This is a genomic window from Secundilactobacillus angelensis (assembly GCF_012641075.1).
Lineage (GTDB): Bacteria > Bacillota > Bacilli > Lactobacillales > Lactobacillaceae > Secundilactobacillus > Secundilactobacillus angelensis.
The window spans coordinates 19,551-45,136 of record NZ_JAAXLJ010000013.1 but is presented as its reverse complement, the minus strand read 5'-3'; the positions used below and the strand labels follow the sequence as shown (position 1 = coordinate 45,136).

Genomic DNA, 25,586 nt, shown 5'->3' with positions numbered 1-25,586 from the left:
AAACGATAGTTCAAAAGAAATACAACTAAAGTATCATACATCACACGACCAATAAAAGCAACAATTATTATCTTAGCGGTGAAGTCATCACTTTCTATTTACTGTAAAGCTGCCAAAACATTCTCAAGATGAATGCCGTGACTGCCCTTGATCAGCACAATATCTTCTGGTGTCAGATCGCTTTTTAGCTGGGTAATCAATTTGGCCTGTTCATCTGTACCGTACAGGTGGAGATGAGCCTGATCAAATCTGTCCAGCAACGCCGTATACAGGGCCTTCATGTGGGGGCCAACCAAATAAACGTCGCTCACGAGCTTTGAATCAAATACTGTTTCAAGGCTTGCGTGTAGGCTATCAGACTGGTCACCTAATTCCAGCATGTCTCCCAGTACCACCCGCCGCTTACCGTTAGTAGCAACTGCAGAGAAAGCTGCCATGACTTCTTTGACCGCGGTTGGATTGGAATTATAAACATCACTTAAAATTCGTTCTCCAGCACTGCCTTGAACCCACTCCGCCCGATTTTCTGTCAAATTAAGGTTAGTGAAGGCACCAGCTGAGGCTTGAGGGGCAATTCGGTAGAGCTTGGCAACACTCAGTGCAGCTAAGGCATTATTGACGTTATAGTCACCAATCATTGGAACAGTCATCTCTTGATCTGGCCACTCATTAGCGAAAAACGTTGTCTGAGTATCTGTTCCCTTCACGTTTAAAGCATACATATCATCGCTTTCCTGCCGGCCAAACGTTAATTGGCGCTGGGAAACCTGCTTTGCGCGCTCAACGAGTAATGGCTCATCACCATCATAAATAAACGTGCCGTCCTCTTTCAAGCCGTGCGTAATTTCCAGCTTGGCATCAGCAATCTTATCCCGTGTCCCAAAGAACTCGATGTGGGCTTCTCCGATCATTGTGATAATAGCAACGTCAGGCTCAACCAGGCGACTTAAGAAGTCCAACTGTCCTGGCCGATCCATCCCCATTTCAATCACTAACACCTCGGTATTAGGTTCCATTGACAAAATAGTCACGGGAACACCGATTTCATTATTAAAGTTATCCATTGTTTTTGTCACGTTAAAATGAGTTGCAAGGATAGCGGCCACCATGTCTTTAGTCGTGGTCTTCCCATTAGAGCCAGTTACTGCCACCACTTTAGGGTTGATTTTAAGCAGATAATGCTGACTAAGTGCTTGTAGGGCAGCTAATGGGTCATCTACAACCAGCACTGGCAAGTCAGCAGGTGCTTCTCCGTGATCCGCTTTCCAGAGTGTGGCAACTGCACCGTTTTTACCTGCGTTTTGAACGAATTCATGTCCGTCCCGCTCTCCTTCTAGAGGGACAAACAACGCCCCAGCGGAGAGATGACGACTATCAAAAGCGACACTTGAAACCTCAATCTCGTTCCAGGCACTTGTATCATTTTGAGCAGAAACCGCACTGGCGATTTCACCAAGTTGCATCTTCATTGAACACAATCTCCTATTTTGTCTCTTTTTTATTTCACGCCGAATATTATACCACGGTCACATCTGAAAAAGGCGAGGATCTCTCAAGCATTCACTTGAGAGATTCCGCCTATAAATCCATTTCGTTTCCTGTAAAGGGGGATTCATCGGTGATTTCAATCCCCCACTGTTTTTGTTCCACATCGTAACTCAGCGTGCCAACTTGACGGGTCGTTTCGTACACGTCCATCCGGTCGCGCCACCAGTTTTGCCGTTCTGGGTGTTCCTGAAGCCGCAAAGGAATCAAATATCGCCGGCGTCGTTCAACGGCTTGATCAAACGCAAAGACCAATCCTTCCGAAAAAGCCGTTCGCACCTTTTGAATGATTTCCACTGGCACATCACTAACTGAGAATGGCCGGTTAAACATCATCCAACGGTTACTGTGCAACAGCCTTAAATGACGTTTTAATGAAACATCCAAAATGTGTTCAAACGTTTCCATCTCACGGTAGTAAACTTTCACGAAGCCAGTATGAGTGCTTAAATAAGCATACGCATTTTGTAATTTCGAGTAGAGCGGGAGGTGATAGTGCGTACCCATATGTGCCATGTATAAGAGCTCAGCAATCTCGCTAGGCATCATTAAATCAAGGTCATCACCTTCATGATAATCTAACCACATCTTGGGTGACTCAGTCCGTGATAGTAAAAATTCCCGGACCGCATTCTGACCAGTTACCGTCTGAAAACGGGTGTGATTATTGACCTGGTTTCCTTCAAGCTGGCCGTCAATCAGAACGATTCGTTGGGGAACATCTGGTATGCCGTTCACAAAATCAGCTGAAGAAATCCCGTACGAAATCACGAGATTGTTCACCTGCTCCCAATTGATATAGACAAAATTCCCTTGCATCACTTTTCCCACACTCTCTCAATTATAGACATTTTTATTGTACTACGAATTTCATCTGAAAAGGACGTTAAACGATTAATCGGCTAAAATTTATTATGCCGGTCACGTCTCTTGACGGGTTGCTGATTATCAAATAATATGGGGGAAATACTCAAAAGGAGTTTCCATTATGACGAACGTACTCTTTGTCTGCTTAGGCAATATTTGCCGATCACCAATGGCTGAGGCAATTTTTAAAAACTTGGTTGCAAAAGCTGGTCTGCAGGACCAAATTCAAGTGGACTCTTGCGCCACTAGTAGCGAAGAAGAGGGAAACCCACCCCATCCAGGCGCCCGTAAAGTAATGGCTGCCCATGGCCTAGACTACAGCTATATGCACTCTCGCCCCATCACCGAACAAGATTTCAACTGGGCTGATTACATCATCACCATGGATAATCAAAACGTTTTTAACCTGACGCAGATGGCCCCAGCAGCTGATCGGAACAAGATTCACCTCTGTTTGGATATCTTGCCAGACAACCGTGGTCAAGAAATTCCCGACCCTTGGTATACTCACCGTTTTGAGTATACCTACCAGGTGTTACAATCCGCCCTGCCCGCCTGGTTGGACAAAATTACTGGCTAACTTTGACATACTAAAAAGCCGCATGACCGGTCCTTTGAGGCCAGTCATGCGACTTTTTCGATACTCGACTACTTGTTATTGAATTTCGCGGCAAATTCTCTTTGGACTTTAACCGGTGTATCTGAATATTTTGCAGTTTGTGTCAGCCGACCACGAATCATTAACCGACGAGCACCCGTTGCATCACAAGTGATCAACGTAATGATGTTTGACTTGGTCTGGTTCACCACGTCGATTCGAGTGGCATCAATGAACTCACGCCGGTAAACTTTAAAGGTATAAACCTTTTTCATATCAGTGGTGTAAATCGTGTCACCCACTCTGGTTTTAAAATACAGTGGTGAGAACAGGATATCTTTTCGCACCATGTGGTGACCAGCCAAGGGGTAGTTACCGTGGCCCATCTTTTGATCAGACCGCATTGTCCCGGCAGCAAGTGCTAACGTGGTGTTGGCAACCCCTTTGGCAATTGGTAAATGGACGTCGGACTTTGGGACTAAGATCTGTCCAACCGGCAGAATCTTTTTCGCATTCATCCGTGCTTTCGCCACGGTCGAAAAATTCAGGGACTTGGCGTTCTTAAAGTTAAAATTAGCTTTCTTTTGATCATTATTTGCGGCTGACTTCGCCGTAATTTTTGGCTGGTATGAACTCACCATGTAATTTTTGATCTGTTGATTGAATATCAGTCCCAGTGAAACTAGTAACAGCAGCACTAAAACAATTCGGTACAACCATTTTGAAAATTGGTTACGGCTTTTATTTTTCATTTTATCTCCCCATTATCCCTATTGAATCACTGATGAAAGCGGTCCAACGCATTTAGCACGTCATTGGTATACCCTTGGTTACAAAAGGAAAACGTGCTACCCTTAATATTACTGCTATATTTTACTCGATTGAAGGCATTTTTAAAAGAAAGAAGATTGATATTCATTGACTGAACCAGAACCCGCTGCCACCAAACCTACTCGGCCCGTCTGGCGCCGCAACTTATTCGTCCTGTGGTTCGGTACTTTCATGGCTGGCCTTGCTTTTAGTGAAATCATGCCATTTTTATCCCTTTACGTGGATACACTTGGTAACTTCACCAAGGATCAGCTTAACTTGTATTCAGGGATCACCTTTTCAGCCACCTACCTCGTCACCGCGGTTGCCAGTCCTTTGTGGGGCCGGTTAGCTGATCGGAAGGGACGCAAGCTGATGCTGATACGAGCCTCGCTGGGGATGGCAGTTGTCCTCGGTCTGATGGGTGCCGTAACAAACGTGTGGGAATTAATGGCATTACGCTTTATCCAAGGTATTTTCTCAGGTTATATTAGTAACGCCAACGCATTAATGGCGACCCAAGCACCAAAGAGCAAAAGCGGTCAGGCACTAGGCACTTTATCTACCGGCTACGTCGCTGGCTCACTATTTGGCCCGCTAGTCGGCGGTATTTTAGCCGAAGTATTCTCATACAGAGTCACTTTTTTCATTACTGGTGCACTCTTACTATCCGTCTTTTTCGTCAGCTACTTCTTCGTCACAGAATCGTTTACTCCCGTAAAAAAGGAAAACATGTTGTCTAGTAAAGAAGTCCTGGGTGTCATTCATCATCCCAAATTAATTCTAGGGATGTTCATTACTACATTGATAATCCAAGCTTCTAACATGTCTATTTCACCCATTCTATCACTGTACGTGCGAGAAATTATGCCGAAGGGCTCCGCAATCACGTTATTTAGCGGTGTCGTTGCAGCTATTCCAGGGGTTGCTACCCTCTTCGCGGCTCCTCAATTAGGCCGCCTAGGTGACCGAGTCGGCACCGAATTAATCCTGTCGATTGGCTTTATCTTCGCTATTATAGTCTACCTACCAATGGCGTTCGTCACAAATGTTTGGCAGCTGATGTTCTTACGATTCCTGATTGGCGTTTCAAACGCGACGATGCTTCCGGCTGTGCAAACAATTCTCTCGAAGAATACGCCCCCAGAAGTTACGGGTCGCATTTTCAGTTGGAATCAGTCTTTCCAAGCGGTCGGCAGCGTGTTAGGCCCAATGATTGGCTCGGTAGTATCCACAATATTCGATTATTCAGGGGTCTTCATCTCAACATCGATTCTAGTCCTGATGAACTTCCTGCTAGTGTGGCATAATACCGCTAGTTTGAGGAGAAAACATTTAAATAGCTAGAGTGCGAAGGCAAGCGGTTAGGGAGCGGAGTGCAGGGGACTTATGGTATAAATCCCGAACTTGGATTTGTGCCGTAAGTCCCCTGCATGCAGCTCCCTGCATGCCTGAGCACGTTTACTCAATAAAAAAGCAGAGCGCCACGTCCAGTATGACTGGACGTGGCGCTTTTAATCTCCCCTGAAAATTAAAAAAACCACCTATCCCAAAAAAGATAAGTGGTTCACTGATTAATTTTGGTCGTTTTTTAAACCGTACTTCTTGTTGAAACGATCCACAGCACCATCTGCTTGGGCAAACTTTTGCTTACCAGTGTAGAAAGGATGTGAGTCAGAAGAAATTTCAACACGAATCAATGGATAAGTGTTGCCATCTTCCCAGTCGATTGTTTCTGCAGAAGTTGCAGTTGAACCTGACAAAAATTTGTAACCGGTACTTGAGTCTTGGAATACCACTTGGTGGTAATCTGGATGAATTCCTTTTTTCATAATGTTTCGCTCCTTTGCCCTGAATCATATACTGAAACAGAGATTGATTGTTATCGTCAACCTAAATAGAATATCATAAGAATTGGTCTAATTCAAGTCAACTCTTATAATTCCTCTACGCGATCGCTGCTTTCAATTCTCACGTCAGCATTTAGCGCTGTGAGTTTATCAACAATACTGCCATAGCCGCGTAAAATGTTTTCTGCGCTGGTAATCGTTGTGGTACCTTCAGCCATCAATGCTGCAATCATTAACGAAGCCCCAGCACGAATTTCACCCGCGTCCACGGTTGCCCCAGCCAGATGTTCAGTGTGATCAACGACGATCATGTCTTTTTCCGGTCGTATCTTTGCGCCCATTTTTTTCAGTTCAGGCACGTGCTTCAACCGTTGAGGATAAATGGTATCCACAATGATACTGCTCCCTGAGGCCTTCAGTAACAAGGGTGTAATGGGTTGTTGCAAGTCCGTGGCAAAGCCTGGAAACGGCATCGTTTTAACTTGAATGGCCTTTAAATTACGAGATTCACCAACGTATGCTGAATCTTCGCCAATCTGTAGGTCAACACCCATTTCAATCAGTTTAGCTGTAAAGGACTCCAAATGCTCAGGAATAATGTTATGAATCGCCACACCATCTCCCATTGCAGCGGCCATTGCCAAAAAAGTACCGGCTTCAATCCGATCGGGAATGATGGTATGAACATTGGTGGCACGCAAGACGGGCACCCCTTCGATTCGAATAACATCCGTTCCGGCGCCACGAACATGCGCACCCATATTATTTAAGAAGGTTGCGATATCAATAATCTCAGGTTCCTTGGCCGCATTTTCAATGGTGGTCAGACCGTCAGCCTTCACCGCTGCCAAAATTGTATTGATCGTGGCGCCAACTGAAACAACGTCCAAGAAAATTCTGGCACCGTGTAATCCCTTATCCCCCGTGGTAATACGGACGGTTCCATGATTATCTTCAACCTCAGCACCAAGCGCTTTAAACGCCTTAATGTGCTGGTCGATCGGTCGTGGCCCAATGTTATCACCGCCAGGAAAAGTTAGCGTGGCACGACCAAATCGGCCAAGTAGCGCACCCATAAAGTAATAAGAAGCCCGTAAGCTTTTAATCGCTTTACTGGGCATAGGTGCCTCCACGATTTCAGTGGGATCAATGGTTAATACACCATCAGCAAATCTGGAGTGCACGTTCATGGACTCCAAAATCAGCATCAGATTATGAACATCTAAAATATCTGGTACCATATCAAATTTAACTGGTGTATCTGCCAGGATTGCCGCTGGTATGAGTGCGACCGTGCTATTTTTAGCACCACCGATGTTGACGCTGCCTGACAGGCGCTGTCCACCGTGGATTATCATTTTTTTCATGACGTCATTTTCCTCTACTATAAAGTCGTGCGTGATGCAGTCTTAACTTATGATAAATAATGAACAGTTAAAATACAATAGTTTAACGTCGATTCTCTTAAATTGTAATATTTGAGGGTTAAGCTAACCTTAATTGAAAAGGATATCTGTCTCAACAAAAAAAGCCACCCGATCGCAATGACCGCGTGGCTTCAATGCTATTTAAATTACTTTTCGTCGTGTTGGTGGTTTGCAGCTGCGACAAAAGCTTTGAATAACCCTTCAGGACGGTTAGGCCGTGAGAGGAATTCTGGATGATATTGTGCCGCAACAAAGAACTTATTAGTTGGCAACTCGATCACCTCAACCAAGTGATCATCAGGAGAAGTTCCCGCAAAAACCAACCCTTTTTCAGTCATCTCTTTACGGTAAGCATTATTAAACTCGTAACGGTGACGGTGCCGTTCCGAAATTTCAGTTTGATTGCCATAAGCTGCAGCTGCAACGGTGTTAGGCTTCAGTTTGCAAGGATAAGCACCCAACCGTTGAGTACCACCCATATCCTCAACATCGGTTTGATCGGCCATGAGGTCAATCACCTTATGAGTCGTGTTTGGATCCATTTCAGTCGAGTTGGCATCCGTATAGCCCAGCACGTGGCGGGCAAATTCAACACTGGCCATTTGCATCCCTAAGCAAATCCCTAGGAATGGCAAATTGTTCTCACGCGCATATTGGATAGCCGTGATCATCCCTTCAATTCCTCGATCACCAAAACCGCCTGGCACTAGTAAACCATCAGCATCTTTCAGCGTTTCGGCGACGTTTTCTGGAGTGACCTTTTCAGCGTCGATCAGTTGTAGATCAACTTTAGCATCCAATGGATAGCCCGCATGTTTTAAGGCTTCTGCCACGGAAATGTAAGCATCTTGGAGGCTAACATATTTACCAACCAAAGCAATCGTAATCGTCTTCTTCAGGTTGTCGATCTTGTTGATCATGGTCGACCAATCAGCCATGTCGGCTGCCGGTGCATCCAAGTGGAAATGGTCTAGTACGAGTTGATCCATCCCCTGTTTTTGTAGTCGCAACGGGATTTCATAAATCGTATCGACATCCATCGATTCCACAACCGCTTCAGGCTTAACATCACAGAATAAAGCGATCTTATTACGCATGGATTCAGTAATTGGCTTTTCAGTTCTTACCACTAAGATATTAGGTTGAATCCCCAATCCTCTTAATTCACGCACACTGTGTTGGGTTGGCTTAGTCTTCATTTCGCCAGCTGCATGTAAGTAAGGAATCAACGTGGTGTGAATGTAAATCACGTTTTCGTCGCCTACTTCAGCCTTCATCTGTCGAATGGCTTCAAGGAACGGTTGTGATTCAATATCACCAACGGTCCCACCAATTTCAGTGATGACGATATCCGCGTTCAATGTTTTCCCAGCTCGCATAATCTTTTCCTTGATCATGCCAGTAATATGCGGAATCACTTGAACGGTTGCGCCAAGGTAATCACCATGACGTTCTTTTTCCAGTACTTCTGAATAAATCTTACCAGTCGTGACGTTAGAATACTTATTGAGGTCATTGTCAATGAACCGTTCGTAGTGGCCAAGATCCAAATCGGTTTCGGTCCCATCATTCGTAACGAAGACTTCACCGTGTTGATATGGGCTCATAGTACCGGGATCGACGTTAATGTAAGGATCAAATTTTTGAATGGTCACATTTAACCCACGGTTCTTAAGCAAGCGTCCAAGAGATGCCGCAACAATTCCTTTACCAAGTGAAGAAACCACACCGCCAGTTACAAAAATATATTTGGTCATTGTATAACTCCTCATAGATTAGTTTTGGGAAAACAGACGTAAACCAATAAAAAGCTCCCTATTCATGACGAATAGGGAGCGGTTATTCCGAACGTTGACCTCACGATTCCTCGTAAGGTGCCCAAAAAACATAATAACAAGTTGTTTCAGTTGCGTCAAGCCCGAGTACTCAGATTGAACCTAAGAGCTTAATATCCCACAAACGAAGGCACAAAAAAACTCAGCTAACAGCTGAGTTATCTCTACTACTTATCTGATTTTTCGTCGTCATCATCGTCGTCGAAATCATCATCATCTTCGTTAAACTCTGATAATTGACCTTCAATACCATCTGGCATGTTGTCGTCATCATCATCGTCATCACCGTCATCGATATCAGCTAAATCATTCTTGTACTTACCAAGTTCTTTAGTGCTATCATCGGTTTCGTCGTCATCATCTTCATCATAATCAGCGTCAAGATCATCGTCATCTACATCAACGTCGTCTTGATCTTCAGGATCATCGTCATCATAATCGATAACGTCATCGTCATCGGCCGAATCAGCTAAGAAAGCATTAACCTTCTTATGCTTCTTCTTTGGATGTTCCTCATCCTCTTCGGCACCAACAGTAGCTTCATCAATTGATTCGAAAGGATACCAGGTCCGTAAACCCCAGACGTTGTCACCTAACGAAATGAAACTGCCATCAATGTTCAAATCAGTATAGAATTGAGAAAGCCGCTCGCGAATTTCCTTATCCGAGTCGCCCAGGTATGTCTGTACCTCATTGGCTAAGTCAACAAACGGCATGGCATCCCCGCGCTCAGATAAAATGGCGTGAGCTACTTCAATCATCGATAATTCGTTTTTGTTTTGGCCTTCTAAGACTTTTAATTCCAAACTGGTGCACGTCCCTTCCACAGTCTACGAATCACTATACTAGATTAAACCGTAAATTGCAATCTAATCTCGTAATTTCCTAACAATTGTTCCCCAGCATAAAGTAGGTAGTCAATTGATGCCGAACCACCAAATGGTCTTTCGTGGAAACCTACCCGCAGTTGCGGTGTTACCGTTTCAACTGGCACTAAACCATAGGGTGTGCGATACGTTGCACGAATTCGCTTGCCGGCACTAAAATGCATCCGTAACCGATTAGTCCCGCTGCGAGTCAATGTCACGTCTCCGTTAGGCAAAAATTTTATCGTCACCGGCACGTTGCCGTCCTCTTCGTCAGATTCTGGTTCCTGGTATCGTAAATAAATTGTCTCACCGATTTGAACAATCTGGCCTTCAACATCAATTGCATAATCAGAAGCTTGACCATCTTGTACGGTATGAGTCGTCAAGTGAATGCCAACTGGAATGCTGGTTGACAAGTCATCCATAGCAACCCTTCCTTTCCATTTTTAGTACGCTGTGTTTATTATAACGCTTTTATTCGTGAATTTGCACGATTAACCTCTGGCTGAATCTCGCGTAAAAATGAAACAATTCGACGCTCAAAATCCCATTGTGAGCCGCTTTTTCTGCTAAAATAATGGGCTAGTCCAAAATTAGTGACGGCTGGCTTGATTTCCGTTATAATGAACAAAGAATTGTTCTTAGATCAACGAGGGATATTATGAAAAGACAACCATTGTTTTCATCTTTGCAAGTCATTGACACACCTTTGACTCGGGACAACCAATTGGCAGCATTTGGGATGACCAATGCCCTACTGGATCTCTGTGGTAGTACCAACCGTGCACTATTGCACTTTTGGACGTTGCCACCAACTTTGATTCTTGGCTTAAAAGACCGCCATTTACCGGAACTAGAGGCGGCCTTAGCCACGGTCACTGATAACGGGTATGCTCATTTCATCCGTAATTCCGGTGGCTTGGCGGTTGTGAGTGATGGCGGTGTACTGAACGTGTCACTATTCATTCCGCAAACCGCCTCGCGCCACCTTTCCGTAGATAATGGGTATGAGCTCATGAAACAGTTACTTCAGCAGACTTTTCCTAATCTGACGATTGAAAGCTATGAAATCACCCACTCCTATTGTCCTGGCGATTATGACCTCAGCTTTAATGGAAAAAAGTTTGCGGGAATTTCACAACGGCGTAGCACCAATGCACTGGTGGTCATGGCATATATCAGCATTTTAGGCGATCAGACTTTTCGTGGCACTTTAGTTCGTGATTTTTATGATGCAGGCTTGGCTGGGCATCAAAACGAGCTTGGTTTCCCCGACGTTTGGCCTGACACGATGATCAACGTTGCCGATGCTATGCAACAGCCACTCACCATTACCGAAGTAAAAAGTGCCATTTTAGCTTCGTATCAGCAACAAGATGTGCAACTTGATTTGACCACATTGATGTCTAGTACCCAGTCACCTGAATTTCAGGAAATCTATAATAAAGAACTCGCTAAGATGCAAAAAAGACAGCTTGGTATTTAACCTTAAAGGAGGCAGTTTAAAAATTGCCATATTCAGCAGAACGGCTTCCCCGCGAAAAAGTTTTTCGTGATCCCGTTCATAACTATATTTATATTCAACACCGGATCATTTTAGATTTAATCAACACCAAAGAATTTCAACGGTTACGGCGAATCAAACAGCTGGGAACGGCCTCATTAGTCTTTCACGGTGCCGAACACACCCGTTTCACCCACTCACTAGGCGTATACGAGATTACGCGACGGATCTGTGACAATTTTCAACGTAACTTCCCTACTCAAACTCCAGGCGACGGTCTCTGGGACGACAACGAGCGACTGGTCGCATTGTGTGCAGCGTTGTTGCACGATATCGGCCACGGACCATACAGTCACACTTTCGAACACATCTTTCAGACTGATCATGAAGCGATTACGGTAGCCATTTTAACTTCGCCCACAACGGAAGTTAATCAAGTCCTACGTAGCGTTAGTCCTGAATTTCCAGAGCAGGTCGCTTCCGTCATTAAAAAAACTTATCCCAATCCACAAGTGGTTCAGATGATTTCTAGCCAAATCGACGCTGACCGAATGGATTATCTGTTACGAGACGCGTATCACACCGGCACCAAGTACGGTACCTTTGACCTAACCCGGATTTTAAGGGTGATGCGGCCCTATAAGGATGGTATTTGCTTTGAAGTGAGCGGGATGCATGCCGTGGAGGATTACATCGTCAGTCGATTCCAAATGTATCAACAGATTTATTTTCACCCGGTCTCCCGTTCTATGGAAGTCATCTTAAACCATCTCTTAAAACGGGCAAAAGAGGATTATGAAAAAACCAGCAACAAAAACGAAGCTGCCGCACCGTATCTCTTGTTCCCCTTCTTTGACCATGAGTTTAATCTGGATGACTACCTATTACTAGATGATGGTACATTGACGACCTACTTTGCCCACTGGCGGCAGTCTAGTGACCCTATCCTCGCTGATCTCGCACACCGCTTTTTGGATCGGAAACCACTAAAGTCCGTGAAATTTGATGAGCAAACTAAGGCAGAAATACCTGAACTCAAGCAACTTATCGAGAAAGCAGGTTTCAATTCAACCTACTACACGGACACGAACAACAGCTACGATCTGCCATACGATGCATACGATCCCAATATGAAGAATCCCATGACTCAAATCGAACTCATGCAGTCTGATGGTCATCTGATCGAACTCTCCACCGTGAGCGCTTTGGTCAGTGCCATCACAGGGAAATTCTCCGGGGATCAGCGCTTCTTCTTCCCAAAGGAAATGCTCGCTTCAACAGACGGTAACGTTGAACTGTTCGACCCCGTTTATAAAGCTTTTCAAGCCCATTTACACAACGACTACATCATTTAATTAAGGAGCTTACACATGGCAATCAAACTTATCGCCATCGATATCGATGGCACTTTAGTTACCGACAATAAAGAACTCACACAACATACGATTGACACCATCACCAAGGCACGTCAAAAGGGCATCAAAGTTGTCCTGTGCACCGGCCGACCAATTACGGGCGTGCAACAGTACTTAAACCCCTTGGACATTAGTGGTGATGACGAATACGTTGTCACGTTCAACGGTAGCCTGGCTCAGACGATTGCTGGTACCCCAATCGTTAGCCATAACATCACTTTAGAAGACTACATTGACTTAGAAACGCTTGCACGTAAATCTAACATCCACTTCCATATGGAAACCCTGGATCATATTTACACTGCCAACCGTGATATTAGTCCATACACAATTGCTGAATCATTTATTGTTCGGATGCCAATTCGCTATCGAACACCCGAAGAAATTACGGACGAATTAACGATTTCCAAGGGTATGTTTATCGATGAACCCCAAAAATTGTCCGCCTTCATCGAAAGTTTCCCTGCAGATCTAAAAGAACGTTTCTACGTTGTACAAAGTGAACCTTACTTCTTTGAAGCAATGAACAAGAAAGCCAGCAAAGGTAATGCCATTGCAGAATTAGCAACCAAACTTGGCTTTACGGCAGATGAAGTGATGGCACTTGGTGATCAGGGCAATGACCTGACCATGGTAAAGTACGCCGGTACTGGTGTGGCAATGGGTAATGCAATTGATGAGGTGAAAGCCGCTGCTCAATTTATTACTCAAACTAATGAAGAAGATGGCGTAGCATATGCCATCGAGAAATTCGCGCTTTAATCAATCAAAAAACAGGCTAGCGCTTAGTTACTACAACTAAGCGTTAGCCTGTTTTTTTACGTCATTCACACGGTAAAAATAATCCCCAACGCAATCAAGCCGATGGCGTTGATCAAACAAAACCAGGCGTACTTGTTTACCACAATTGGCGCGTTCTTAAGCCGCCCAACTTCTCGTGCGGGTACTTTTTCTTCGGGCAACGGTTCCTCACCTTTGTGCCGTCGTCTACGCCAGCCAGCAAATAGATGCCCTTTTTCCAAGATGAAAAACGCAGCACCCATTAAAAAGACCAATCCCAGCATAAACCAAAAGTTAGCCACAACCATGATTGATTGCCATGGTAGGGTCAGTAGGCCCGCAATAACAATGACTGCCAGTGTCAGTAACGCCCAGCGATTCTGTTTTATATTTTTCAATTCAACTCACCTATTCAACTCTTGATGTGCTCAAGCATAGTTGGAATTTCACTTCAGTGCAAGTACTCTTCAGTCTGCGGGGTTAAAAAGCACCCCCACCGGAGCCACCACCGAAGCCACCGGAATTACCGCCGCTAAAGCCACCGGAGCCACCGCTGCCTGATGAAAAATCAGAACTGTCACTAGTGCTCGTATCGGCACTAGCCGCAGTGAAAGTTGATGTGAAAGCAGTACTGAAATCAGCACCCGAATATTGATCATCCAAGTACATTGGGTAATAGCTCTGGAAAAATGGCGTTAATTCAGCAGCGCTAAAGTTAGCCGCCATTGCCTTCAACACCCGTTTAGCAAGCCCGAATGCAACCGCGTATGGTAGCATCCGTTCCCACAAAATCAAATCACCAACTTGTGAACGATCAAATTCCCCAATATCATGCAACATACTACGGAAATTACGAATTTGACCAGCTGCGTCCTCGCCAGCTTGCGTGTAATGCGACAAATGACGCATGTACTTAATTGCCACTGCAATACTGGTAACGATATAGCCAACACTTACGATCACACCTGCGACACGTAAAACGGGAAGTGTCAAGAAGATAGCAGCCACGGAACTGAAGCCGCCAAGAATCACACTAAACACGATTAACAGCCAACCCTTAGTTCCAACATCATCAGTCTGATGATTGAAAAGCCCTAGTGCATCCGTTTCCTCGTAAGATGTCTTTCGCCAAGCCGTGAATTTTTGGTTCAACGTCAATGAATTAGGATGATTGAGGTTATAATCATGAATTTCACTTAAAGTAAACGTACGGTCAGGCTTATTCCCTTTGCCCACTGTGTTAAATAAGAATGCCAATAATGGATTGTTTTGATGTTCCACCTTCATCTTGGGCGTTTCTGTAATCCGGTAAGTGGTCGAAAAACGATCCTTATCTGGTTTAATAGTCAATTCGCCATCGGCAGCTAATTCCATGAGCCAAGCTGTAAAGGCCTTGGCATCTGGTTGACTCTCAGTCAAGATACTTTGACTGGTCACAGCCGAATAACTGGGAATTTCAAAGTTATGAACCTTTGGTGTTTCTTTGACCGGCGAACCAACGTGCTTTTTGAACCAGCGCAATCTGCTTAGCAGATAGAAAATGCCGATTCCGAGTAAAACCACCATCACACCAAGTGGTATCAGCAGCGCCTGAAGCCGTTTCAGATTAGCTTGCTTGGCTAGCTTCGCTTCTTGTTTTTGAACTGTTGCTAAACGTTTTTTATCAGAAGTCCTCGTATTAGTTGATATGACTGTGGTTGGAAAAACCATGTGGCTTTCAACAAAGGTTTTCGCTGGTACTTTAGCGACAGTCATCGTCACTTTACCAGCTGCTCGATTGACCTGAGTGTGACCACTCAAGGGACCATGTGTCCAAGCCTGCAACTGCTTCACGTTTTTCTCCGGTAGTTGAACCGCAATTTGAACGTGATTCAATGGCACCGTCCAGCCTCGACCAATAATTTTCCAATTGAGTTCAGCTGTATCGGCATAGTTGACAGCCACGTTGCGAATCCGATACTTGTATACGTAAGTCACGGTCTCGTCAGATGCCAAATGATAGACCTTAATTTGGTAAATTTTACCCGAATCTGAAGTTTCATAAGTGTCAGATTCACCTGAATTTTCTGGCTTAACGGCAGTCTCATGACCGTGGGTTAAAATTGACACAGTCGGCTTACCTGCAATGCCACCGGTTCCCGCATAATCCTGTTTCAGGAAAACCCCGTGAAATAAATCATCAAAGTGATACTTGATCCGTTGTGTGACATCCGCGTCACCATTCTTTTGGATATCGACGTTGATGTGATAGCGGTCAATACTATAACCTGCTGCACTCGCTGTACTATTCCCCCATCCCCAAAATAGCACAGTAAAAATCACCGTACATAAAAATAACAGTCGCTTTTTCAAAATGACGTCCCCTCCTTAATCATTCATTATTTTACCAGACTATTCCCTAACTTACCGCTGTATTTTGAGATAAGTTCATTGCCGTAAATCATAAAACTGGCAGACACTTAGATATACTAAGCATCCGTCAGCTTTCGTCAACACTATTCAACTGAATTAGTTATTCGCTTCTTAAGGCCGTTGCTGCATCCTTCTTGGAAGCCATCCGGGCTGGGATGTGCCCGCCAATGATGGTCAGCACCGTACTGATAATGATCAGAATCACTGCAGCTACCAGACTCAGCTGAGCAACGTTATTGAGATTAGTTAAATTCTTAATAACCGCGTTGATTGGGAAGGTTGCTAACCAAGCAATGACAATCCCGATTACACCTGAAGCAACACCCAGGATGGCTGTTTCGGCATCGAAGACCCGTGTGATGTCCTTTTTACGCGCACCTAAGGCCTTTAACACCCCAATTTCTTTGGTCCGTTCAAGGACAGAGGTGTACGTGATGATACTGATCATAATCATACTGGTTATCAGCGAGATTGCGGCAAAGGCAATCAAAACGTAGGTAATCGCGTTCATCAAGCCACCGGTCAACTTAGAAACTGACCCCGCCATATCAGTATAAATAATCTTATCAGCCTTGGACTTGCCCTTATTATAACCATCCAGATAGCTCAGCACTTTGTCCTTGTTTTGGAAAGTATTCGGGTAAATCATAATGCTGGCAGGCATCTTAGAACCGCCTAAAGCGTTGATAACTTGGTCTTTAGCCGTACTACCAGTTAAAGTCTGTCCCGTTAGAACGTTGCGTGAACTAGCTTTTTGGGCCTTCACAATTTTAGAATCGGCGTTTTGATCAACCATTTCCTTGGTCAGGCGGTCACTGTAAACAAAGCCAGGTGCTAGGATGTTTTCCTCATTAGCTGACTTGACCCGCAGTACGCCGGCAACGCGGAGGGTCTTATTACTGCTATTATCGTACATTGACTTGTAATTGTTGCTTGGTAAATACATGCCCATCCTTTGCGTGTAATACGTATCATTATTAACTGCTTTAACGGTGGTACCAACGATTTTATTGAAATTGATTTTTTGGCCGTTTTTAACGTCAAAGCCTAAGTTCTTCAATCCGTTGATGTTTGTCGAGTTGTCCTTATTGATCACAAGTACGACATCCGTTGGCTTACTTGGAAATTGACCAGCCATCACCTTATAATGTTTATGCAGAAAACTGACTTTACCGTTATTATCAGTCGGATATGACGAAACACCTACTCCAACTGAATTGGCCATCATACTGGAAACATCAGGCCCATTGGCGTTCTTCTGGTTTTGGTTGGAGAACTGAACTGGTTTGACCTTACCATTCACATGACGTAGCAAATTCATGCCAGTGGTATAGGTGTAGCCAATATTTTTACTGTATTTCGGATTTAATTTTTTAACATAGTTAACGTATTTTTGGGAGATCTTATTCGTGTGCTGCGCTTTGTCTGCCTCACTTGTTTCGGCAGTTACAGCCTTATCCTTAGAAAAATGCTCTTTCTTTTGACCGCTATCAGCACCGTTTTGAGACGATGCCATTTGCGAAATCGTTACTGGGTATTGTGCCAGCGTATTAGACTGAGTTTTATCGATCTGCTTTTGAAACCCGTTGGAAAGTGCCAAAACAATGGCAATCCCAATGATCCCAATACTTGAAGCAAAGGCCGTTAGAAATGTTCGACCCTTCTTGGTACGAATATTGGTGAACGATAACTTCAATGCGGTCCAGTAGGTCATCTTCGTTTTCTTCAACGAAAAAGTCTGATTTTCTTCCTGTTCATCGTAGGCATCAGTATCAGACTGAATCTTTCCGTCAGCAAAGCGGATAATCCGGTCAGCGTACTGGTCAGCCAGTTCCGGGTTATGGGTGACCATAATAACTAGCCGTTCCTTAGACAGGTCTTTGATGATCTGCATAATTTCCTGGCTGGTTTCAGTATCCAGTGCACCCGTTGGTTCATCACACAGCAGGATTTCTGGATCATTCGCAATCGCACGAGCGATAGCCACCCGTTGCATTTGCCCACCAGAGAGCTGGTTGGTCTTCTTATACATATGTTCTTCCAGACCAACCCGTTTTAAGGCAGTAATAGCGCGTTCCTTTTTTTCTGAAGTAGAAACACCACTCAGTGTCATCCCTAATTCAACGTTATCAATGATCCCTAAATGACCAATTAAATTATAACTTTGAAAAATGAAGCCGACAGAGTTATTCCGGTAAGCGTCCCAGTCTGATGCTTTAAATTCCTTGGTAGATTTTCCCTTAATGATCAAGTCGCCAGAATCATAAACGTCTAAGCCACCAATATTATTTAACAGCGTTGTTTTCCCGGAACCACTAGGACCTAGGATTGCAACGAATTCTTGCTTTCGAAAAGCCACTGAAACATCATCCAGTGCCTTGGTAATCGTGTCACCGACATGATAATACTTTTTTAAATGTTTAAGTTCTAGCATTCTTGAGACCTCCATAGTATAAAGGCGATTATAGACTAAAATTGATAGAGTCAACTATTGATTAATATTTAATAATTGTCCTTCGACTTCGCCTAGATGACTGATGAGCAACTTTGCCCATTATGCGCTTTTATTTCAGATTCTTCTTCTTTCTCAGTTACATTTTATCAGAGTCTGTCTTCTTTTACTGCTAAAATCTGATTGGTAGCAATCAATTGATACTCAAAAGATTTAATGCAAAGTAAAAACAACACTATTTTGACCAAATTAACGGCCATTAAATAGTGTTGTTTTCTAGAATTAGACTATTGGACGCGTTAAGCTCTCACGCCACCATCGACTGTAAATTCACCACCGATAGCATACTTGGATTCATCACTGCCAAGATAGACACAAATTTCACCAATATCCTTCGGTTCGCCAAGGTGACCAGCAGGAATCGTCTGAATAATCTGAGTCTTAGCGTCTTCCGGTACAATATTCGTATCAATCCAGCCAGGGTGAACTGAATTAACCCGGATTTTGATGCCGCGACGTGCCAGTGAAGAAGCAGCCGCACGAGTCAGCATCCGGCTACCGCCTTTGCTGGCAGAATAATCAGGTGCCATTGGCAACCCAACCAATCCCGCAACAGAGGAAACATTGATAATGGATCCGGTAGCATTATTCGTCTTCTTCATGGCGTTAATGCCGGCTTTCATACCAAGAAAGTTACCGGTTAAGTTGATATCAATCACTTGCTGCCAGTCAGCTAATGGCTTATCTTCGATTGGCTTGCCATCCCCACCAACACCAGCATTGTTAACCAAAATATCGAGTTTCCCAAATTTAGAGATAGTCGCATCAATGACCTTTTGCCAATCAGCCTCTTGAGAGACGTCTTGTTGCACAAATAACGCCCGGTCATCACCAAACTTTGCCACCGCTTTTTTGCCGCCTTCAACGTTGTGATTGGCGGTGAGTACTACGTTAGCACCTTCTTCGATGTAACATTCGGCAATTCCCAAACCAATACCTGCAACGCCACCTGTAATGATAGCAACTTTATTCTTCAAACGATCAGTCAATACGACCACTCCTTAACCTTATTTTTTAAACTTAACTTATTGTACAATTTCACACAATCATTCACAAACTTTACGCTTTCTGATAAATGATATTAGTCATTCCGGCAAAATAAAAGCCACAATCATCAAAAGACGATTGTGGCTTAACGTTCAATTATTCTGCGCCGTGAAAACGGTTGTGGAACAGTGGACTAACTGGTCGATTTTCGTGAATGCGAATGATAGCATCGCCAATTAGCGGTCCAACAGAAATCTGTTTAATTTTATCTATTTGTTTTTCCTTCGGTAACTGAATCGAATCAGTCACAATCAATTGCTTGATAGCGGAATTCGAAATTCGGTCAATGGCTGGTCCGGAAAGTACTGGGTGGGTTGCACTGGCATAGACTTCAGTAGCGCCAGCATCGATTAAAGCTTGCGCACCAAGAGTAATGGTCCCTGCCGTATCAATCATATCATCAATCATGATGGCACGCTTGCCCTTAACGTCACCAATAATGTTCATGATCTCAGCAACGTTGGCTTTTGGCCGTCGTTTATCAATGATGGCAATCGGTGCCTTCAAAAACTCAGCCAATGCACGAGCACGGGTAACACCCCCATGGTCAGGAGAGACCACGACCGCATTATCTGCAATACCATGATTAATAAAATAATCCGCTAACAAGGGGGCACCCATCAAATGGTCAACTGGCACATCAAAGAATCCTTGAATTTGGGCGGCATGCAAGTCTAGCGCAACAACTCGACTGATACCAGCCTTTTCCAACATATTGGCAACCAGCTTGGCCGTAATTGGTTCACGAGAACGTGCTTTACGGTCTTGTCGGGCATAGCCGTAATATGGGATAACCACATTAATCGTCGCTGCACTAGCGCGACGAAGTGCATCAACCATAATCAACAGTTCCATCAAATTGTCATTAACGGGTGCGGAAGTCGATTGAATAACAAAAACGTGGCAACCACGAATACTCTCTTCAATGTTGATCCGGATCTCACCGTCACTAAAACGGTCAACTGACGTTTTTCCAAGACTAACACCAACTTCATCAGCAATCCGCTGGGCAAGTGGCTTGTTGGAATTTAACGCAAAGATTTTCAACTTTGGGTCATTATATTTCTCTGACATGGGATCCTCCAATGGCTTAATTCTAGATACATTCTACACTAACTAACAAATTCAGTACATTACTTTTCTGGGTCATACGGTAACTTTTTGAAATACCCAGGTTTGTTGGTTTGCCGAGAACGGGCAATAGCCATGTCGTACTGGCTCACTTCGTCGGTAATGGTTGAACCCGCGGCAATAAAGGAATGATCTGCCACCGTTAATGGTGCAATCAAGTTAGAATTACTGCCAATAAAGGCGTCATCGCCAACCGTGGTTTCATGCTTGTGGGCGCCATCATAGTTAACAAAGACCACACCACAGCCAACGTTGATCCGTTTGCCTAAGTGCGCATTACCAACATAGGTCAAGTGTCCTACCTTAGTACCCTCATCAATCGTCGCCTTTTTAACTTCAACAAAATTACCCAAATGAACGTGTTTACCAATATGTGAATCTGGCCGTAAGTGACTCATTGGGCCAATATTGCTGCCATCTTCCATCTCAGAATCTTCCAAATAAGAAGATGTCACCGTCACATTATCATGTAAAACAGTATCATGCAACTCAGAATGCGCGCCAATGTGACAATTTTCGCCGATCACTGTTTGACCCTTTAAAAGTACACCCGGTTCAATGATTGTATCAGCGCCAATCTTGATGTCAACATCGATATAAGTATCTTCAGGATTGATCAAAGTCACACCGTTATTCATATGGTACTCGTTTATCCGACGTTGCATAACTTTAGTAGCTTTGGACAGCGCAACCCGGTCATTAACACCCATTGACTCCTCAAACGATGGCATCCGATAAGCAGCCACAATATCGCCCTGCTCCTTCAAAATCTGAATCACGTCCGTGAGGTAATACTCACCCTGAGCGTTGTGATTAGAAGTTTTATGAAGCGCAGCAAAAAGCGCCTTGTTATCAAAAACGTACACACCAGTATTGATCTCGTTGATCTCTTGTTCTTGCTTGGTGGCATCTTTTTGCTCGACGATTTTTTCAACAATGCCAATGTCGTTGCGAACGATTCGACCATAGCCGGTTGGATCCGGTGCTTGAGACGTTAAAATGGTTGCAACGGCCTTCTTGGCTTCGTGATATTGAAATAATTTTTCGAAGGTTTCCGCCCGAAATAATGGGGTGTCACCACTCACCACTAGAGTAGTCCCATCCTGATCCTTTAACAGCGGTTCGGTCTGCAAAACTGCGTGACCCGTCCCAAGCTGTTCCTTTTGCAGGACGTACTTGGTACGCTTACCTAAGGTTTCTTCAACCTGTTCTGCACCATACCCAACCACCGTTACGATTTGATCCATGTGGGTCTTTTCCACTTGGGTCAATACGTGATCAACCATTGAGCGACCACAAACTTGATGTAAAACTTTATACAGTTTCGATTTCATTCTTGTTCCCTTGCCAGCAGCAAGAATAATCGTATTTCTAGTACTCATTTAGACAAACTCCTTAACGTTTTATTCGAACCCATAAAATTTAAAATTGTGCCAATCGCTCTGGCGTATAGATTTGTTCAACAAAGTTCCCTGCAGTCACATCAACGTGGTCATTAGTTGCATGAATGTTGAGTAATGACGTGTACTTAGGCACCTTTCTTTCACCTTCAAAAGTGCCTTCTGCAAATACGGCAACACCGGCAACTTCCGCGTCAAATTCCTTAACTAACGACTGCATACCGCCGACAGTTCCGCCGCCCTTCATGTAGTCATCGACGATTAGAACACGAGAACCGGGGGTGAGGCTCCGCTTTGACAGTGCCATTTTTTCAATTCGACTGCTTGAGCCAGAGACGTAGTTGACACTAACAGTAGATCCTTCAGTAATCTGAGAATCATGCCGAGCAATCACAAACGGCACGTTTAAATAGTCCGAAATACTTTGGGCAATCGGAATTCCTTTGGTTGCAACGGTTAACACCGTATCAACTTCATCTTCTAAGTACTGAGTGGCCACTAAGCGACCGACTTGCCGTAAAACGTTTGGTCGACCAAGTAAATCTGACATGTAGACGTAACCGCCGGGTAAAAATCGCTCAGATTCCGATAACGATTCAATCACACCATCGACGAAGTCCGTCGCCTCTTGTTGAGGAATATACGGAATAAACTGTGCACCGCCAGCTGCACCAGGAACCGTTTCTAACAAACCCGTCCCCCGAGCTTTAAGCGTTCGTTTTAAAATCGTCAAATCTTCACTGATCGAAGATTTTGCTGATCCATATCGCTCAGAAAAAAAGGTCAACGACACTAATTGATGGGGCCGCTCCAATAAATACCGGGTCATATCAATTAGCCGGTCGCTTCTTCTTACTTTCACTTTGGTTTCCTCCATGTCACATAACTTCAGATTTAATATTATTATTTTAGCATAAATGTTCGGGTTTAAGGGCTAGTTTCTTTGAATCTCATAGTTTTATTAAGAAACATCTGAAGTTTACTCGTTTTACCTCTTGTTAAATTCTCGAGATATACGGATAAGGTCACGAAAAAAGCCACGGTGCAGATTGCCGTGGCTTGCCTTACTTTGTTTTACTGGCACATACGCTGATAAATCAGCGCGCTAAAGTAAAAGATCACTTCAATGACAGCAATGAAGAAACTGACGGGCCAGTTTGTCATGTAACTGAGGTAAAGCCCCAACCAAACGCCAATTAATGAAAAAGCTACTGCTACGCTGATCATCATGCCAACAGTATGAGCAAAATACTTCGCCGCAGCTGCCGGTAATGTCAGCAGAATAAAAATCAATAACGAGCCCACGATTTGAGCAGCCACGCTAACTGAAAAGGCCAGCAGAACCAAAAAGACGACTGACAAAGTTCGGGTCCACAATCCCTTAACTTGGGCGCCAATTGGATCAAAGGAATCAAACTTCAAGTAACGGTAGATCACCATAACAATGACCAAAACCGAAATGGATAGGATCATCATTTGAATCACGTTTGCGCGACTAATACCAATCACGCTACCAAATAAAATTCCCGTAGCGTAACTGGCATTACTGTCAGCTAAGGATAGAAAAAGGATGCCTAAACCGATTGCTAAAGCTGAAATCGCCGTAATGGAATTCTCTCTCCTGGAGGATTTTGCTCCAAGCTCACCAACGCCAATTGAACTGACTGTGGTGAATAACAACATCCCATTTAACGGCTGCCACCCCATAAAAATACCAAAAGCAGCTCCCGCAAAGCCAATTTCAGACAAGGTATGCGTTAAAAAGGACATATTCCGCGCAATCACAAAGACACCCATGATCCCTGAAATAATTGCGATTAATGTACCGGCCATGTAGGCATTTTGCATAAAAGGATAACTAAGCATTATTCATCGCGCCTACTTTCTCGTTAGTCAGTTCTGCGATATTACCAGCCTCATAGTGTCCTGGTGTCAAGAACAGGTAATGGTCGGCATATCGGCGAGCTAGGGGAATATCATGAGTCACAAAAATCACCGTTAGCTGCTGGTTTTCATTAATTTGTTTGACCAAATCAAGCAGCTCAGTTTTAGCCACTGGATCCAGGCTAGCCGTCGACTCATCCAAAATCAGCAAACTGGGCTGGTCTAACAAGGCTTGGGCTAAATAAGCCTTCTGTTTTTCACCGCCTGAAGCCTGTCCCATCGGTCGTCTCCGGATATCATACAGTTTGGTCTCATGTAAGATTTCATTGACCCTTGCACGTTCTTTGGCAGTTAACCAAGGCAGCCCTACTTTGGCGAAATTCAAACCGACAAAATCCTGAATACTCAGTGGGTATTCCACGTCAATATTGCGAAATTGTGGCACGTAGCCGACTGGCACAGCTTGTCGGTTAGGTAAAAATTCTAGACTGCCACTGGTCGGCTTCAGCTCTTGTAAGATCAACCGCATCAACGTCGTCTTTCCGACACCATTTTCACCAACAATGCTTAAAAAGTCACCACGTTTTAAGTCATAGTTCAAATCGGTCAGAACTTTCTTATCGGGAAAAGAGAAGGATAATTGTTTTAATTGTAGTATCGATTCAGTCATAGAAGCTCCTCAATAAAAAAAGCACATGATGTGCTTTTTAGTTTACTGCAAACAGTAATGATTACTATTTTATTGTAAAGGTTTCTATGGAGAAGTCAATCTCTTTTAAACATATTGCGATAAAAAGTCGCTTAGTACTTGCTGATAGTGTTCAGGATCATGGGCATACGCCTGAATATGTTTTGCGTGCGGCACGATATAGGCTTTTTTAGGTCCCTTAATAGCCTCATACAAAACTTTGGCGTGCTTGACTGGTACCACTTGGTCGTCCTCTCCGTGAATAATCAGCACCGGTACCATTGCACGCTTGAGTTGGTCATCCACCCGCTCCTGGCTTAACCGGGAACCAGTCCGAAAACGGGCCAACCAGTCGGCAATCGGCACAATTGGATTCGCCGGCAAATGAAAATCACGACGTAAGGTAGTTTTAGCCATTTGATAAATTGAGGCGAACCCGGAGTCAGCAACTACCGCTTTGACGTTTTGCGGCAAATGTTCACCGGCAGTTGCTAACACGGTAGCAGCTCCCATACTCAATCCCATCAAAACAATTTTGACGTTATCCCCTAATTCACTAATCACTTTTTCAATCCAGCCAAGGTAATCTTTCCGATCTGGCCAACCGAAGCCGATTCGATGACCGTCGCTTTGACCCTGCGCCCGTGCGTCAGGCATCAAAACGTTGTAACCATGATCATGAAATAATTTTGCCAGTGGAATCATCTGTTCACGAGCATGATTAATGCTATGAGCCAGGATCACCACCCGCAGACTTTTACCCGCTGCTGGGATATAGCTGGCACGCAAAGTCAGACCATCCGGTGTGGTTTGCCGCCACTCTTGAATGGGCTGTTTTAGATACCAGACATTATCGGCAGCCGTGTTCTCTGACACTGCTTTGTGATGGCCCTTTTCTTTTTCCGAATCGCTGATATGGGTCAAATTATGATAAACTGCGACACTTGCTGCCACCGCGGCTGTCACGCCAGTCGCTACTGTAGCAGCCGAAATTTTAAGCCATTTGGACAAA

At 44.2% G+C, this 25,586-nt stretch carries 23 protein-coding genes; 5 read left to right on the top strand and 18 right to left on the bottom strand.

From position 1 onward, the window contains the following. Positions 1 to 98: 98 nt before the first annotated feature. Together HC026_RS08110 and HC026_RS08105 are read right to left on the bottom strand one after the other, a co-directional pair. Positions 99 to 1,469, bottom strand: a complete 1,371-nt coding sequence (locus tag HC026_RS08110; protein WP_168925487.1) for a UDP-N-acetylmuramoyl-tripeptide--D-alanyl-D-alanine ligase — start codon at positions 1,467 to 1,469, stop codon at positions 99 to 101. Positions 1,470 to 1,578: 109 nt separating this feature from the next. After that, positions 1,579 to 2,364, bottom strand: a complete 786-nt coding sequence (locus HC026_RS08105; protein WP_168925507.1) for a hypothetical protein — start codon at positions 2,362 to 2,364, stop codon at positions 1,579 to 1,581. A 169-nt stretch (positions 2,365 to 2,533) separates the two neighbouring features. Here HC026_RS08105 and HC026_RS08100 point away from each other — a divergent pair, with 169 nt between their 5' ends. Beyond that, on the top strand, positions 2,534 to 2,992 hold the full coding sequence (locus tag HC026_RS08100) for a low molecular weight protein-tyrosine-phosphatase (protein WP_168925486.1): 459 nt from the start codon (positions 2,534 to 2,536) through the stop codon (positions 2,990 to 2,992). A gap of 68 nt (positions 2,993 to 3,060) precedes the next feature. Here the strand turns inward: HC026_RS08100 and HC026_RS08095 are convergent, their stop codons facing one another. Then, entirely contained in the window at positions 3,061 to 3,762 is a 702-nt protein-coding gene (locus HC026_RS08095; RefSeq protein WP_168925485.1) for a class A sortase, read from the bottom strand. 166 nt (positions 3,763 to 3,928) lie between these two features. Here HC026_RS08095 and HC026_RS08090 point away from each other — a divergent pair, with 166 nt between their 5' ends. Next, complete coding sequence (locus tag HC026_RS08090; RefSeq protein WP_269814114.1) at positions 3,929 to 5,167, top strand: multidrug efflux MFS transporter; 1,239 nt, start codon at positions 3,929 to 3,931, stop codon at positions 5,165 to 5,167. Between the two features lie 227 nt (positions 5,168 to 5,394). Here the strand turns inward: HC026_RS08090 and HC026_RS08085 are convergent, their stop codons facing one another. The 5 genes from HC026_RS08085 to HC026_RS08065 all read right to left on the bottom strand — a co-directional run bounded on the left by HC026_RS08085 (position 5,395) and on the right by HC026_RS08065 (position 10,226). Further along, entirely contained in the window at positions 5,395 to 5,652 is a 258-nt protein-coding gene (locus HC026_RS08085) for a type B 50S ribosomal protein L31 (RefSeq protein WP_168925484.1), read from the bottom strand. A 104-nt stretch (positions 5,653 to 5,756) separates the two neighbouring features. Further along, entirely contained in the window at positions 5,757 to 7,037 is a 1,281-nt protein-coding gene (locus tag HC026_RS08080) for a UDP-N-acetylglucosamine 1-carboxyvinyltransferase (RefSeq protein WP_168925483.1), read from the bottom strand. A gap of 206 nt (positions 7,038 to 7,243) precedes the next feature. Continuing rightward, positions 7,244 to 8,854 (bottom strand): CTP synthase, encoded by a 1,611-nt coding sequence (locus HC026_RS08075; RefSeq protein ID WP_168925482.1) that lies wholly within the window; start codon positions 8,852 to 8,854, stop codon positions 7,244 to 7,246. Positions 8,855 to 9,099: 245 nt separating this feature from the next. Next, entirely contained in the window at positions 9,100 to 9,738 is a 639-nt protein-coding gene (rpoE, locus tag HC026_RS08070; protein ID WP_168925481.1) for a DNA-directed RNA polymerase subunit delta, read from the bottom strand. Positions 9,739 to 9,782: 44 nt separating this feature from the next. Beyond that, the gene (locus tag HC026_RS08065; RefSeq protein ID WP_168925480.1) at positions 9,783 to 10,226 is read right to left on the bottom strand and encodes a DUF1934 domain-containing protein; all 444 of its coding nucleotides are present in this window, start codon (positions 10,224 to 10,226) and stop codon (positions 9,783 to 9,785) included. A 236-nt stretch (positions 10,227 to 10,462) separates the two neighbouring features. Here HC026_RS08065 and HC026_RS08060 point away from each other — a divergent pair, with 236 nt between their 5' ends. Genes HC026_RS08060 through yidA form a run of 3 tightly spaced genes read left to right on the top strand, consistent with a single transcriptional unit; the run spans position 10,463 to position 13,482 of the window. Beyond that, on the top strand, positions 10,463 to 11,287 hold the full coding sequence (locus HC026_RS08060; protein ID WP_168925479.1) for a lipoyl protein ligase domain-containing protein: 825 nt from the start codon (positions 10,463 to 10,465) through the stop codon (positions 11,285 to 11,287). A 23-nt stretch (positions 11,288 to 11,310) separates the two neighbouring features. Continuing rightward, positions 11,311 to 12,660: an HD domain-containing protein gene (locus HC026_RS08055; RefSeq protein ID WP_168925478.1), complete on the top strand. Its 1,350-nt coding sequence runs from the start codon at positions 11,311 to 11,313 to the stop codon at positions 12,658 to 12,660. 15 nt (positions 12,661 to 12,675) lie between these two features. After that, on the top strand, positions 12,676 to 13,482 hold the full coding sequence (gene yidA / locus HC026_RS08050) for a sugar-phosphatase (protein WP_168925477.1): 807 nt from the start codon (positions 12,676 to 12,678) through the stop codon (positions 13,480 to 13,482). A gap of 65 nt (positions 13,483 to 13,547) precedes the next feature. Here the strand turns inward: yidA and HC026_RS08045 are convergent, their stop codons facing one another. From HC026_RS08045 to HC026_RS08000, 10 genes are all read right to left on the bottom strand, one after another. Next, positions 13,548 to 13,898, bottom strand: a complete 351-nt coding sequence (locus HC026_RS08045) for a DUF3899 domain-containing protein (protein ID WP_168925476.1) — start codon at positions 13,896 to 13,898, stop codon at positions 13,548 to 13,550. An 82-nt stretch (positions 13,899 to 13,980) separates the two neighbouring features. Further along, positions 13,981 to 15,852: a DUF2207 domain-containing protein gene (locus HC026_RS08040; RefSeq protein WP_168925475.1), complete on the bottom strand. Its 1,872-nt coding sequence runs from the start codon at positions 15,850 to 15,852 to the stop codon at positions 13,981 to 13,983. A gap of 160 nt (positions 15,853 to 16,012) precedes the next feature. Next, the gene (locus HC026_RS08035; protein ID WP_168925474.1) at positions 16,013 to 18,346 is read right to left on the bottom strand and encodes an ABC transporter ATP-binding protein/permease; all 2,334 of its coding nucleotides are present in this window, start codon (positions 18,344 to 18,346) and stop codon (positions 16,013 to 16,015) included. A 317-nt stretch (positions 18,347 to 18,663) separates the two neighbouring features. Continuing rightward, positions 18,664 to 19,413, bottom strand: a complete 750-nt coding sequence (locus tag HC026_RS08030; protein ID WP_168925473.1) for a glucose 1-dehydrogenase — start codon at positions 19,411 to 19,413, stop codon at positions 18,664 to 18,666. Between the two features lie 154 nt (positions 19,414 to 19,567). Further along, positions 19,568 to 20,545: a ribose-phosphate diphosphokinase gene (locus HC026_RS08025; RefSeq protein ID WP_168925472.1), complete on the bottom strand. Its 978-nt coding sequence runs from the start codon at positions 20,543 to 20,545 to the stop codon at positions 19,568 to 19,570. Positions 20,546 to 20,604: 59 nt separating this feature from the next. Continuing rightward, the gene (gene glmU, locus HC026_RS08020; RefSeq protein ID WP_168925471.1) at positions 20,605 to 21,984 is read right to left on the bottom strand and encodes a bifunctional UDP-N-acetylglucosamine diphosphorylase/glucosamine-1-phosphate N-acetyltransferase GlmU; all 1,380 of its coding nucleotides are present in this window, start codon (positions 21,982 to 21,984) and stop codon (positions 20,605 to 20,607) included. A 40-nt stretch (positions 21,985 to 22,024) separates the two neighbouring features. Next, the gene (gene purR / locus HC026_RS08015; RefSeq protein ID WP_168925470.1) at positions 22,025 to 22,864 is read right to left on the bottom strand and encodes a pur operon repressor; all 840 of its coding nucleotides are present in this window, start codon (positions 22,862 to 22,864) and stop codon (positions 22,025 to 22,027) included. Positions 22,865 to 23,076: 212 nt separating this feature from the next. Beyond that, positions 23,077 to 23,868: a metal ABC transporter permease gene (locus HC026_RS08010; protein WP_168925469.1), complete on the bottom strand. Its 792-nt coding sequence runs from the start codon at positions 23,866 to 23,868 to the stop codon at positions 23,077 to 23,079. Next, positions 23,861 to 24,556, bottom strand: coding sequence for a metal ABC transporter ATP-binding protein (locus HC026_RS08005; protein WP_168925468.1), 696 nt, complete (start codon positions 24,554 to 24,556; stop codon positions 23,861 to 23,863). Before HC026_RS08005 ends, HC026_RS08010 begins: the two co-directional genes overlap by 8 nt. 105 nt (positions 24,557 to 24,661) lie before the next feature. Next, entirely contained in the window at positions 24,662 to 25,585 is a 924-nt protein-coding gene (locus HC026_RS08000) for an alpha/beta hydrolase (protein ID WP_168925467.1), read from the bottom strand. Between the last annotated feature and the right edge of the window lies 1 nt (position 25,586).

What these genes read in the sequence shown, in the direction of transcription:
- HC026_RS08110 (WP_168925487.1), bottom strand. Translation starts at nt 1,469, where the DNA reads ATGAAGATGCAACTTGGTGAAATCGCCAGTGCGGTTTCTGCTCAAAAT.
- HC026_RS08005 (WP_168925468.1), bottom strand. Translation starts at nt 24,556, where the DNA reads ATGACTGAATCGATACTACAATTAAAACAATTATCCTTCTCTTTTCCC.
- HC026_RS08080 (WP_168925483.1), bottom strand. Translation starts at nt 7,037, where the DNA reads ATGAAAAAAATGATAATCCACGGTGGACAGCGCCTGTCAGGCAGCGTC.
- HC026_RS08085 (WP_168925484.1), bottom strand. Translation starts at nt 5,652, where the DNA reads ATGAAAAAAGGAATTCATCCAGATTACCACCAAGTGGTATTCCAAGAC.
- HC026_RS08075 (WP_168925482.1), bottom strand. Translation starts at nt 8,854, where the DNA reads ATGACCAAATATATTTTTGTAACTGGCGGTGTGGTTTCTTCACTTGGT.
- HC026_RS08010 (WP_168925469.1), bottom strand. Translation starts at nt 23,868, where the DNA reads ATGCTTAGTTATCCTTTTATGCAAAATGCCTACATGGCCGGTACATTA.
- yidA (WP_168925477.1), top strand. Translation starts at nt 12,676, where the DNA reads ATGGCAATCAAACTTATCGCCATCGATATCGATGGCACTTTAGTTACC.
- HC026_RS08060 (WP_168925479.1), top strand. Translation starts at nt 10,463, where the DNA reads ATGAAAAGACAACCATTGTTTTCATCTTTGCAAGTCATTGACACACCT.
- HC026_RS08105 (WP_168925507.1), bottom strand. Translation starts at nt 2,364, where the DNA reads ATGCAAGGGAATTTTGTCTATATCAATTGGGAGCAGGTGAACAATCTC.
- HC026_RS08100 (WP_168925486.1), top strand. Translation starts at nt 2,534, where the DNA reads ATGACGAACGTACTCTTTGTCTGCTTAGGCAATATTTGCCGATCACCA.
- glmU (WP_168925471.1), bottom strand. Translation starts at nt 21,984, where the DNA reads ATGAGTACTAGAAATACGATTATTCTTGCTGCTGGCAAGGGAACAAGA.
- HC026_RS08025 (WP_168925472.1), bottom strand. Translation starts at nt 20,545, where the DNA reads ATGTCAGAGAAATATAATGACCCAAAGTTGAAAATCTTTGCGTTAAAT.
- HC026_RS08095 (WP_168925485.1), bottom strand. Translation starts at nt 3,762, where the DNA reads ATGAAAAATAAAAGCCGTAACCAATTTTCAAAATGGTTGTACCGAATT.
- HC026_RS08065 (WP_168925480.1), bottom strand. Translation starts at nt 10,226, where the DNA reads ATGGATGACTTGTCAACCAGCATTCCAGTTGGCATTCACTTGACGACT.
- HC026_RS08035 (WP_168925474.1), bottom strand. Translation starts at nt 18,346, where the DNA reads ATGCTAGAACTTAAACATTTAAAAAAGTATTATCATGTCGGTGACACG.